This is a genomic window from Streptomyces sp. SID3212 (assembly GCF_009865405.1).
Taxonomy (GTDB): Bacteria; Actinomycetota; Actinomycetes; order Streptomycetales; family Streptomycetaceae; genus Streptomyces.
Window position 1 is genome coordinate 1 of sequence record NZ_WWJY01000907.1, and the last position, 12,542, is coordinate 12,542.

The 12,542-nt window shown below is 70.2% G+C and carries 4 protein-coding genes, 1 tRNA gene, 2 rRNA genes and 1 pseudogene; 7 read left to right on the top strand and 1 reads right to left on the bottom strand.

Annotation, left to right across the window (positions count from 1 at the left end):
* The 4 genes from GT042_RS27255 to GT042_RS27270 all read left to right on the top strand — a co-directional run.
* Nucleotides 1-104, top strand: a 23S ribosomal RNA gene (locus GT042_RS27255); the annotation flags it as partial.
* An 81-nt stretch (nt 105-185) separates the two neighbouring features.
* Nucleotides 186-302, top strand: a 5S ribosomal RNA gene (gene rrf, locus GT042_RS27260).
* A gap of 50 nt (nt 303-352) precedes the next feature.
* Nucleotides 353-428: transfer RNA gene (locus GT042_RS27265), tRNA-Thr, on the top strand.
* A gap of 192 nt (nt 429-620) precedes the next feature.
* Nucleotides 621-2,027: an FG-GAP-like repeat-containing protein gene (locus GT042_RS27270; RefSeq protein ID WP_161311382.1), complete on the top strand. Its 1,407-nt coding sequence runs from the start codon at nt 621-623 to the stop codon at nt 2,025-2,027.
* 69 nt (nt 2,028-2,096) lie between these two features.
* On the opposite strand, the gene GT042_RS27275 is transcribed toward GT042_RS27270, so the two are convergent.
* Complete coding sequence (locus GT042_RS27275) at nt 2,097-4,748, bottom strand: SpoIIE family protein phosphatase (protein ID WP_161311383.1); 2,652 nt, start codon at nt 4,746-4,748, stop codon at nt 2,097-2,099.
* A 269-nt stretch (nt 4,749-5,017) separates the two neighbouring features.
* On the opposite strand from GT042_RS27275, the gene GT042_RS27280 reads away from it, so the two are divergent.
* The 3 genes and pseudogenes from GT042_RS27280 to GT042_RS27290 form a co-directional block, all read left to right on the top strand.
* A complete protein-coding gene (locus tag GT042_RS27280; protein ID WP_345943939.1) occupies nt 5,018-10,522 on the top strand; it encodes a HAMP domain-containing protein in 5,505 nt (1,834 codons plus the stop codon).
* Nucleotides 10,523-10,799: 277 nt separating this feature from the next.
* Complete coding sequence (locus tag GT042_RS27285; protein ID WP_161311384.1) at nt 10,800-11,468, top strand: response regulator; 669 nt, start codon at nt 10,800-10,802, stop codon at nt 11,466-11,468.
* Nucleotides 11,469-11,606: 138 nt separating this feature from the next.
* Nucleotides 11,607-12,542: pseudogene (locus GT042_RS27290) on the top strand (cell division protein FtsK); the annotation flags it as partial.

Consider the following 12,542-nt stretch of genomic DNA (forward strand, 5'->3'; position numbering starts at 1 on the left):
TGAGGGGTTAAGGCTCCCAGTAGACGACTGGGTTGATAGGCCAGATGTGGAAGACCGGTAACGGTTGAAGCTGACTGGTACTAATAGGCCGAGGGCTTGTCCTCAGTTGCTCGCGTCCACTGTGTTAGTTCTGAAGTAACGAAGAGCCGTGTTGTCATCCAGCTTTTCGGATATCTTCATAGTGTTTCGGTGGTCATTGCGTGAGGGAAACGCCCGGTTACATTCCGAACCCGGAAGCTAAGCCTCGTAGCGCCGATGGTACTGCAGGGGGGACCCTGTGGGAGAGTAGGACGCCGCCGAACAATCTTTGCAGGAATTGCCTCGCACCTCATGGTGCGGGGCAATTCTTCAAGCCCCAATAGCTCAGTCGGTAGAGCGTCTCCATGGTAAGGAGAAGGTCTGCGGTTCGATTCCGCATTGGGGCTCCACGTTTGACAAGAAGGCTCCCGCCTCTGGCGGGGGCCTTGTTTGCGTTGGGCCCGCGGTGAGGCCGGCCGGGTGGGTCCAGGTGAACGTGAGGTGGCCGGACGGCGTACAACCCTTGAGGCCCGGTGCGGGTCTCCTTGGTGCCGAGCGCGTGAGAATCGCGGCCAACCGCTCGCCATCCCAAGGGGTTTGCCTTGTCCTCCCATAGATCGCACCTGTCCGCCGCCGCTGTTGCCGCCGTCGTCATCGCCGTGACGGGGGCCGCCCCCGCCGTGTCGTACGCCGACGACCGTCCGGCCGGCGCACGGGCCCTCGACGCCTCGGTGTCCACGCGGGCCGACTTCGACGGTGACGGGTACCCCGACGTGGCGATCGCCGCCCCGGGTGGCACCGTCAACGGCCAGGCCGGCGCCGGGTATCTCGCCGTCGTCTACGGCATGGCCGACGGCCCCGACGGCGTCAAGCGACAGATCATCAGCCAGGACCGCTACGCGATCCCCGGCACCTCGGAGACCGGTGACGGCTTCGGCACCAACCTCACCGCCGCCGACCTGGACGGCGACGGATACACCGACCTGATCGTCGGCACCCCCGGCGAGGACATCGGCAGTACGCCGGACGCCGGGCTGCACACCGTCCTCTGGGGAGGCGTGGGCGGGCTCGCCACCGCCGCCAACATCGGCGAGGGCCGGGCGGAGACCCGCGCCGGAGACTTCGACGGCGACGGGCACCTGGACCTGGCGACCGCCTACCAGACGCGGTACGGGCCCTTCACCCGTGACGGCGGTGCGGCCCGCACCGGCCCCCTCGTCGACGTGGACGTCCCCGTGTACGCGATGGAAGCCGGTGACGTCGACGGCGACGGTACGACCGACCTCGTGGTCAGCAGCGGCTCTGAGGACTCGGGCGGCGGCGGGACGGTCCCGCCGCCCCGGCTGCGGCTGTTCAAGGGCACGGCGAACGGCCTGGTGGCCGGGGAGTTCATCGCGTCCCCCGACACCGCGTCCGTGGACAGCATCGCCCTCGGCGACGTCGACGGCGACGGACGGCAGGACGTCGTCTTCGGCCGCCCCACGGCAGCGGGCGGCGGTCTGGTGGGTGTCGTGCGCGGCACGGCGACCGGGCTCGCGGCGCGGGCCACCCTCATCGGCCAGGACACCGCCGACGTCCCCGGGACCGGCGAGAGCGGCGACCGCTTCGGCACCGACGTCTCCGTCGGTGATGTCACCGGCGACGGGTACGCGGACGTCGTCGCCGGGGTCCCCGGTGAGGACCTGGGCGCGGTGACCGACGCGGGCAACTTCACCGTCCTGCGCGGAAGCGCGGCCGGGGTCACCGGCACCGGCGCCCAGTCGTTCAGCCAGGACACGGCCGGAGTGCCCGGCGCGGCCGAGAACGGTGACCGGTTCGGTACCCGTACGACCGTCGTCGGCACGTACGTCGCCGTCGGGGCGCCCGCCGAGAACGGCGGCAACGGGTCCGTGTGGGTCTTCCCCGGCACCGCCTCCGGTCTCACGGCGACCGGTTCGGTGAGCTTCGGCCCCGGCACGCTCGCCGCACCCATCCCCGGTGCGCGTTTCGGATCCGCGTTCCACCACTGACCGTCATGTGAACACGACGGGAGCTGTCCGGCCGCGGGTCACCGCATCCGCGGCCGGGCCGAACCCGCTCTAGGCCAGGTGCGGTTCCGGGATGCGGAGGGTGAGGATCGCCATGTCGTCCGAGGCCGGTTCCGCCGCGAAACGCTCCACCGCGCGCAGGATGCGCGACGCGACCGCGCCCGCCGTGAGTCCCGTACAGGTGGCCAGGACGTCCGCCAGGCCGTCGTCGCCCAACATCCTGGTGCCCTCGCGGCGTTCGGTGACGCCGTCCGTGACGCAGAGCAGGACGTCCCCCGGATCGAGGGTGATCACCTGTTCGTACAGCTCCAGATCCTCCATGACGCCCAGCAACGGCTGTGGTTCCGCCGCCGGTTCGACCGTGCCGTCGGGGCGCAGGCGCAGCGGGAGCGGGTGGCCGGCGCAGACGATCTTGAGGACCGCGCTGCCGTCCTCCTGGGGCCACAACTCCCCGTAGAGCAGGGTGAGGAAGCGGCTGCGGGCGCCCTCGTCGAGGATGGCGGTGTTCAGCCGTTCCAGTACGGCGGGTCCCGCGAAGCCCTCGCGGGCGAGCAGGCGCAGGGCGTGGCGGGCGAGGCCGGTGACGGCGGCGGCCTCGGGGCCCGTACCGCAGACGTCGCCGATGGCGAAGCCGTACGCGCCGTCGCGGATGGGGAACAGGTCGTAGAAGTCGCCGCCGACCTCGTTGCCCTCGCCGGCCGCGCGGTAGATGACCTCGACCTCGACGCCGGGGATCTGGGGGAGGCCCGGGGGCAGCAGGCTGCGTTGCAGGGCCTGGCTGATCGCGGTGCGCTCCGAGTAGAGGCGGGCGTTGTCGAGGGCCAGGGCGGCCCGGCGGGAGAGGTCTTCGGCGAGTTCGAGGATCTCCTGGCGGAAGTGGTCGTCGGAGGGCTTGCCGAGGGTCAGCATGCCGATGACGCGGTTCCGGGCCACCAGGGGCAGGACCACGGTCTCGCCGCCGACCGCGGCCGCGGTCGCCAGGGTCGTACCGATGCCGGAGGAGACCGGCGCCGAGCCGCCGCCCAGCTCGCGCATGGAGGTGCGGAGGGCCGCCTCGTGGGCCGCCGCGGCGGGGGCGGTCCAGATGCGGGCGCCGGGGGTGGGGACCGGTTCCGGCGGGTCGATCTTGGCGAGGAGGGCCTTGAGGCTGTCGATGCGGTCCTCGTCCTCGTGCAGGACGTACGAGAGGTACGGATCGGAGGACTGGTCGGCGATGGTGTAGACGGCGCACCAGGTGGCGAGGGTGGGGACGGTCATCTGGGCCATGAGGGCGAGGGTCTGGTCGCGGTCCAGGGTGCCGGCGAGCAGGTCGGAGGCCTCGACGAGGAAGGACAGGGAGCCTCGGCGTAGGCGTTCGAGCTCGCCGAGGCGGGCCGATTCGACGGCGAGCGCGATGCGGTCGGCGGCGAACTGGAGGCGCAGGGCCTCTTCGTTCGAGTAACGGCCCGCGGTTTCGGCGGCGACGCCGAGGGAGCCGGTGAGGCGGCCCTCGACCTTGAGGGGGACGGTGACGACGGAGCGCATGCCGGTGCCGCCGAGGAGCGGGACGGCCCCGGGGACGGCGATGAGGTCCTCGTGGACGGCGGGCATGCGGGCGGAGCCGTACCGGCCCGTGCCGGCCTCCACGGGGACGCGGGCGAAGCGCTGGCGGGCGGAGGGGAGGCCGGTGCTGGCCCGTACTTCCAGTTCCGTCTCGTCGTCGGTGGCGAGCAGGAGGAAGGCGGCGTCGCCGTCGAGCATGTCGCGGGCGCGTTCGACGGTGCGCTGGAGGAGGCCGTCGAGGTCGTCGGGGGCGGGGGAGCCGATGAAGACCTCGAAGGGGTCGGCGGCGCGGTTCTCGGAGCCCGCCTCCGTGGAGGGGGCCCGGGGCGGGGTCTGGATGACCGCGCGTTCGTAGTCCCGTACGAGGAGGCAGACCGTGGACGGTTCGCCGTGGGTGTCGCGGACCCGGAGGTGGGAGGCGTAGACGGCGATCACCCGGCCGTCGGCGACGCGCATGCCGTAGCTGCCCTCCCAGCGGGAGAGCTGGAGCGCCTCGGCGATGCCGGAGCCGAGGCCGGGGGTGTGGGGCCAGGCGGCGAAGTCCGTGAGGGGTTTGCCGACGACCTGGTCGGCCGGGTGTCCGAAGAGGTGCTCGGCGTCCTCGTTCCAGCCGGCGACGGTGCCCGTGGCGTCGATCTGGACGACGGCGACCCGTACGCGCTCGTCGGCGACGGGGAGCATGCTGGTGGGGAGGACGGGGCCGGCGGAGCGGGTGCCGATCGCACGTTCGGGAAGGTCGAGCTGGAACCAGACCTGTTTGTACGTGGGCGTGTATTCGACGCCCCAGCGGGCGGCGAGGGCCGCGCAGAGGAGCAGTCCCCGGCCGTTCTCGCTGTCGAGGCTGGCGAACGCGTGTCCTGTGCCCTGTATGGGCACCTCGCGCTCGGGGTAGCGGTCGGCGACCTCGACGCGGACCCCGTCTTCCGTACGGAGGCAGAGCACGTCGGCGGAGGTACCGGCATGGACCACGGCGTTGGTGACGAGTTCGCTGGTGAGAACGACGGCGTCGTCCACGACGTCGGAGTATCCCCAGCCCTGGAGCGTGTCGCGGACAAAGGCGCGGGCGATCGCGACGGACCGCCCGACAGGTTCGAAGGTGGCAGCCGCCCGGGCGGTGATCACAGAACTCCTCGTACGCGTGTCGATACCCGGCTCCGCCATGATCGGCCCCGCCCCTCCAGGTGCCCGGTGGTAGTACCTTCGCCACACCACCCCCGCCGGGCGGACCGGGGCGGTTGGACAGCCGGATGCCAGGTTACTTACCTTCACGGTCCGAGCGGATGCCGGTTGCAACTGTTTCCGTCCCCCGGTTGCGGGGACCCTATGCGAAGCTGCCGATCTGTTATGGCCTGGTTGGGCCGGGGTGAAACACTGGGCAGGCTCTTGGAGACAGCCCGGGCAGTACGTTCGAACCCTGCGGGAGGGACACGGTGGAGTCTGGCGTGGCGGCGCGTGGCGTGAACACGCGCGCGAAAGGCGGACGGTCCCGGAACAACGGGACCACCGAGGTGGACTCGGCGGAGCTGAACAGACTGCTGGCCGCCCTGGTGGCGATGCGTGACGGCAACTTCCGTAAGAGGCTGACGGTCTCCGGCGACGACGAGATGGCGGAGATCGCCGCCGTCTTCAACGAGGTCGCGGACCGGAATCTGCATCTGACCGGTGAGCTGGCGCGGGTGCGGCGCATGGTGGGCCGCGAGGGAAAGCTCACGGAGCGCCTGGAGACCGGGGCCTGTGAAGGGTCCTGGGCGACGGCCATCGACGCGTCGAACGCGCTGGTGGACGACTTGGCGCGGCCGGTGTCCGAGGTGGGCCGGGTGCTGTCGGCGGTCGCCGAGGGCGACCTGGAGCAGCGCATGGAGCTGCGCTCGCAGTCCGAGGACGGGGCGGAGCGGCCGCTGCGCGGCGAGTTCCTCAAGGTGGCCCGTACGGTCAACAATCTGGTCGACCAGCTGTCCGCGTTCACCGACGAGGTGACGCGGGTCGCGCTGGAGGTCGGTACGGAGGGCAAGCTCGGCGGCCAGGCCAAGGTGCGCGGAATGTCCGGGTCCTGGAAGGACCTCACGGATTCCGTCAACACGATGGCGTACCGGTTGACCGCGCAGGTGCGTGACATTGCTCTCGTCACGACGGCGGTGGCCAAGGGGGATCTGTCCCGCAAGGTCACGGTGCACGTGGCGGGCGAGATGCTCCAGCTCAAGAACACCGTCAACACGATGGTGGACCAGCTGTCGTCGTTCTCCTCCGAGGTCACGCGGGTGGCGCGGGAGGTCGGCACCGAGGGGGAGCTGGGCGGTCAGGCGACCGTGCCGGGGGTGGCGGGGGTCTGGAAGGACCTCACCGACTCCGTGAACACGATGGCGGGGAACCTGACCAACCAGGTGCGGGGCATCGCCGAGGTCACCACGGCCGTCGCCAACGGTGATCTGTCGCAGAAGGTGACGGTGAGCGCGCGCGGTGAGGTGGCGCAGCTCGCCGAGACGATCAACCAGATGACGGAGACGCTCCGTACGTTCGCGGACGAAGTGACGCGGGTGGCGAGCGAGGTCGGTGCCTCGGGTGTGCTGGGCGGCCAGGCGCAGGTGCCGGGTGCCGCGGGGACGTGGAAGGACCTGACGGACTCGGTCAACACGGTCTTCCGGAACCTGACGACACAGGTGCGGGACATCGCGCAGGTGACGACGGCGGTGGCCAACGGTGACCTGTCGCAGAAGGTCACGGTCGATGTCGCGGGCGAGATGCTGGAGCTGAAGAACACCGTCAACACGATGGTCGACCAGCTCCAGTCGTTCGGTTCCGAGGTGACGCGGGTCGCGCGGGAGGTCGGCGTCGAGGGCCGTCTCGGCGGTCAGGCGGAGGTGCCCGGGGCGGCGGGGACGTGGAAGGACCTCACGGACTCGGTGAACACCGCGTTCCGTAACCTCACCGGCCAGGTGCGGGACATCGCGCAGGTGACGACGGCGGTCGCGAACGGTGACCTGTCGCAGAAGGTCACGGTCAACGTGGCCGGCGAGATGCTCGAACTGAAGAACACCGTGAACACGATGGTGTCGCAGCTGTCCTCGTTCGCCGACCAGGTGACGCGGATGGCGCGGGACGTGGGCACGGAGGGCCGTCTCGGCGGCCAGGCGCGGGTGGACGGCGTCAGCGGTACGTGGAAGGAGTTGACGGACTCCGTCAACTTCATGGCCGGGAACCTGACCGACCAGGTGCGCCAGATCGCGCAGGTGACGACGGCGGTGGCGCGGGGCGACCTGTCGCAGAAGATCGACGTGGACGCCCGGGGCGAGATCCTGGAGCTGAAGAACACCATCAACACGATGGTCGACCAGCTGTCGGCCTTCGCGGAGCAGGTGACGCGGGTCGCCCGCGAGGTGGGCACGGACGGCCGTCTCGGCGGTCAGGCGCAGGTGCCGGGTGTCGCGGGTGTGTGGCGTGACCTGACGGACTCCGTGAACGGGATGGCGGGGAACCTGACCGCCCAGGTCCGTAACATCGCGCAGGTCGCCACGGCGGTGGCGCGCGGTGACCTGTCGCAGAAGATCGACGTGGACGCGCGCGGCGAGATCCTGGAGCTGAAGAACACCCTCAACACGATGGTGGACCAGCTGTCGAACTTCGCCGAGCAGGTCACGCGGGTGGCGCGCGAGGTGGGCACCGAGGGCATGCTCGGCGGCCAGGCCGAGGTCCAGGGGGTGTCCGGTACGTGGAAGGACCTCACCCAGTCCGTCAACTTCATGGCGAACAACCTGACCTCGCAGGTGCGCAACATCGCCGAGGTGACGACGGCGGTCGCCAAGGGCGATCTGTCGAAGAAGATCACCGTCGACGCCAAGGGCGAGATCCTCGACCTGGTCACGACCGTCAACACCATGGTCGACCAGCTGCTGAACTTCGCGGACGAGGTCACCCGGGTCGCGCGTGAGGTGGGTACGGAAGGCATCCTCGGCGGTCAGGCGCGGGTGCGGGGGGTCACCGGGATCTGGAAGGACCTCAGCGACAACGTCAACACGATGGCCAACAACCTGACCAGTCAGGTGCGGAACATCTCGCGGGTCTCGTCGGCCGTGGCCAACGGCGACCTGACGAAGAAGGTGACGGTCGAGGCGCGCGGCGAGGTCGCGGAGCTGGCCGACACCGTCAACACGATGGTGACGACCCTGTCGTCCTTCGCCGACGAGGTGACCCGGGTCGCCCGTGAGGTGGGGACGGAGGGTGAGCTGGGCGGCCAGGCGAGGGTGCCGGGTGTCTCCGGTACGTGGAAGGACCTGACCGAGTCGGTGAACTCGATGGCCGACAACCTGACCGGCCAGGTGCGGCAGATCGCGACGGTCACCACCGCCATCGCCAAGGGCGATCTCACCAAGAAGATCGACATCGATGCCCGGGGCGAGATCCTGGAGCTCAAGAACACGATCAACACGATGGTCGACCAGCTGTCGTCGTTCGCCGACCAGGTGACGCGGGTGGCTCGCGAGGTGGGTACGGACGGGCAGTTGGGCGGTCAGGCCCGGGTGCGGGACGTCGACGGCACGTGGCGTGACCTGACCGAGTCGGTGAACGAGATGGCCGGGAACCTGACGCGTCAGGTGCGGGCGATCGCCGGGGTGGCCACGGCGGTGACCCGGGGCGATCTCAGCCTCAAGATCGACGTGGACGCGGCGGGCGAGATCCAGGTCCTCCAGGACAACATCAACACGATGATCGCGAACCTGCGCGACACGACCCTCGCCAACGAGGAGCAGGACTGGCTGAAGGGCAACCTCGCCCGGATCTCGGGGCTGATGCAGGGCCGCCGTGACCTGGACGACGTGGCCTCGCTGATCATGAGCGAGCTGACGCCCGCCGTCTCGGCGCAGCACGGCGCGTTCTTCCTCGCGATGCAGACCGGCGGGTCGCCGCAGGTGGGGTCGGAGGCCGTCAGGGACAGTTCGTACGAGCTGTGCATGCGCGGCAGTTACGGCTACTCGGCGGGCGCGATGCCCACGGCCTTCCGGCCGGGCGAGACGCTCATCGGCACGGCCGCCGAGGAGAAGCGCACGATCCAGGTCAACGTGCCGCCGGGCTACCTCAAGATCTCGTCCGGGCTGGGCGAGGCGTCGCCGGCGCATGTGATCGTGCTGCCGGTGCTCTTCGAGGGGAAGGTCCTCGGGGTGATCGAGCTGGCGTCGTTCCAGCCGTTCACCCAGATCCAGCGGGACTTCCTGAACCAGATCGCCGAGATGATCGCGACGAGCGTCAACACGATCAGCGTCAACTCCAAGACGGAGGTGCTCCTCAAGCAGTCCCAGGAGCTGACGGAGCAGCTGCGGGAGCGGTCGGCGGAGCTGGAGAACCGGCAGAAGGCGCTCCAGGAGTCCAACGCGGAGCTGGAGGAGAAGGCCGAGCTGCTGGCCCGGCAGAACCGCGACATCGAGGTGAAGAACACCGAGATCGAAGAGGCCAGGCAGGTGCTGGAGGAGCGGGCCGAGCAGCTCGCCGTCTCGATGCGCTACAAGTCCGAGTTCCTGGCGAACATGTCGCACGAGCTGCGTACTCCGCTCAACTCGCTGCTCATCCTCGCCAAGCTGCTCGCGGACAACGCGGAGACGAACCTCTCGCCGAAGCAGGTCGAGTTCGCGGAGACGATCCACGGCGCGGGCTCCGACCTGCTCCAGCTGATCAACGACATCCTCGACCTGTCGAAGGTCGAGGCGGGCAAGATGGACGTCAGCCCGACCCGGATCGCGCTGGTCCAGCTGGTCGACTACGTGGAGGCGACCTTCCGGCCGCTGACCGCGGAGAAGGGGCTCGACTTCTCCGTACGGGTGTCGCCGGAGCTGCCGGCCACGCTGCACACCGACGAGCAGCGGCTGTTGCAGGTGCTGCGCAACCTGCTGTCGAACGCGGTGAAGTTCACCGACAGCGGCGCCGTGGAGCTGGTGATCCGGCCGGCCGGTTCGGACGTGCCGGACGCCATCAGGGAGCAGCTGCTGGAGGCCGGTTCGCTGCGGGACCCGGACGGGGACCTCATCGCGTTCTCCGTCACGGACACCGGGATCGGGATCGCGGCGGGCAAGATGCGGGTGATCTTCGAGGCGTTCAAGCAGGCGGACGGCACGACCAGCCGCAAGTACGGCGGTACGGGCCTTGGTCTGTCGATCAGCCGGGAGATCGCCCGGCTGCTGGGCGGGGAGATCCACGCGGCGAGCGAGCCGGGGCGCGGCTCGACGTTCACGCTGTACCTGCCGCTGCACGCGAGCGAACTGCCCCCGCAGGGTTATCCGCAGCTGACTCCGGCGGGCATGGACCCGCAGTCGACGCCGGTCTCGATCGCGTCCGCGGCGGCGGAGACGGTCGGGATGGTGCGCCCCGACAGCGGCCCGCTGTCGCCGGACATGTCGGGGCCCGCCGCGCTGTTCCGCCGCCGCCGCAAGAACGCGGAGGAGGAGGCGCAGGCGACCGGGCAGAGCTACCCGGCGCCCTCGGGGGTGCCGATCGGCCGGGCGGAGACCTGGGCCTCGGGAGCCGCCGGTACGGGCCGGCAGGAGGCGGCGCCGCCGCGCCGGGCGTTCGCGTTCACGCACGAGAAGGTGCTGATCGTGGACGACGACATTCGTAACGTCTTCGCGCTGACCAGCGTGTTGGAGCAGCACGGGCTGACGGTGCTGTACGCGGAGAACGGCCGGGAGGGCATCGAGGTCCTGGAGCAGCACGACGACGTGACGGTCGTGCTGATGGACATCATGATGCCGGAGATGGACGGGTACGCGACGACGACGGCGATCCGCAGGATGCCCCAGTTCGCGGGTCTGCCGATCATCGCGCTCACGGCCAAGGCCATGAAGGGCGACCGGGAGAAGGCCATCGAATCCGGTGCCTCCGACTATGTGACGAAGCCGGTCGACCCGGATCATCTGCTGTCGGTGATGGATCAGTGGATGCACAACAAGTGATCAATGTGTGCACGATTCGCCAGGATGTCCTGCGCGACTGTGCCCGACGGCGTGTGAGGGCGCACTATGCGGGGAACCTTCTGGTCTCCCGTGACGTTTCAAGTTCGTGCACAGTGACATCACGGTGACAGGGTGTGGCGACGGGCGGGGTGCGGCTACCATGACCGGCACAAGGACGGACGGCGTAGCGGAGACGTCCCCTGGGACGGCGCCCGGTGCTGTTCCGAGCTCCACGAGCAGGGGACGCCCCATGCCGGGGCGAGGAGGGCGGGCGGCCATGGTGCAGAAGGCCAAGATCCTCCTGGTCGATGACCGGCCGGAGAATCTGCTGGCGCTGGAGGCCATTCTCTCCGCGCTCGATCAGACGCTGGTGCGGGCATCGTCAGGGGAGGAAGCGCTCAAGGCGCTTCTGACGGACGACTTCGCGGTCATTCTGCTGGATGTCCAGATGCCGGGGATGGACGGATTCGAGACCGCCGCGCACATCAAGCGCCGGGAGCGGACCAGGGACATCCCGATCATCTTCCTCACGGCGATCAACCACGGCCCGCACCACACGTTCCGGGGGTACGCGGCGGGCGCGGTGGACTACATCTCGAAGCCGTTCGACCCCTGGGTGCTGCGCGCCAAGGTGTCCGTGTTCGTCGAGCTGTACATGAAGAACTGCCAGTTGAAGGAGCAGGCCGAGCTGCTCAGACGGCAGCTCGCCGGGGCGGGCGAGGTCAGGGAGCCCGGCGGGGTGCTGGCCGAACTGTCCGCGCGGCTCGCCGCCGTCGAGGAGCAGGCGGAAGCGCTCTCCAAACAGCTGGACGACGACTCCGCCGACGCGTCCGCCGTGGCGACCGCGGCGCACCTGGAGCGCAAACTCACCGGCCTGCGGCGGGCGCTGGACGCGCTGGAGCCCGGCGCGGGAAGCGGTCCGGCCGCGCTCCCCTCACAGAACTGACCTGCGCCGTCCGGCCCGTACGGCGGCTGAGGGCGTGTCAGATGCCGTACGGGCCCGGCCCCGCGGCCCGGCCGACACGATCGGGTGAAGCGGTGGGCACACGTGTCCGCGGGCGTCCACACCGGTAACCTCACCACCATGGCCTCACGTACGTCCGGCAAGGGCTCCCAGGACACGGCGGGCACCGCGAAGCCGCGCGCCGGCCGTACGACCGGCGCCGCGAAGGCGGCGCCCGCGAAGAAGACGGCGCCGAAGAAGCCCGCCGCGAAGAACCCCCCGCCCGCCAAGAAGGCACCGGCCAAGAAGGCCGCCGCCAAGAAGGCGGCCCCCCGGCCCGTACCCAAGCCCGCGCCGTCCCCCACCGGGGGCGTGTTCTGGCTCGTACGGAGCCTCTGGCTCGGCGTGGCCCACGGGGTCGGGGCGGTCTTCCGCGGCATAGGGCGCGGTGCGAAGGGGCTCGACCCGGCCCATCGCAAGGACGGGGTGGCGCTGCTGCTCCTGGGCATCTCCCTCGTCATCGCGGCCGGCACGTGGTCGAACCTGCAAGGGCCGGTCGGCGACCTGGTCGAGATGCTCGTCACCGGCGCCTTCGGCCGCCTGGACCTGCTCGTACCGATACTGCTGGGCGCCGTCGCCGTGCGGCTGATCCTGTACCCGGAGCGGCCCGAGGCCAACGGGCGGATCGTCATCGGGCTGTCCGCGCTCGTCCTCGGGGTGCTCGGTCTGGTCCACATCGCGTGTGGCGCGCCGGGCCGCGGCGAGGGCACCGAGGCGATGCAGGACGCGGGCGGGCTCATCGGCTGGGCCGCCTCCAAGCCCCTGATCTTCACCATGGGCGAGGTGCTCGCCGTACCCCTGCTCCTGCTGCTCACCGTGTTCGGCCTGCTGGTCGTCACCGCCACCCCCGTCAACGCCATCCCGCAGCGGCTGCGGCTCCTCGGGGCCCGGCTGGGGATCGTCGACCCGCCCCCGACGGTGGCCGACGACCTCGCCGAGGGGGAGTACGAGGACGACGAGCGGTACGAGGACCAGTGGCGCGAGGCGCTGCCGCCCGGCGCACGCGGGGCGGGCGCG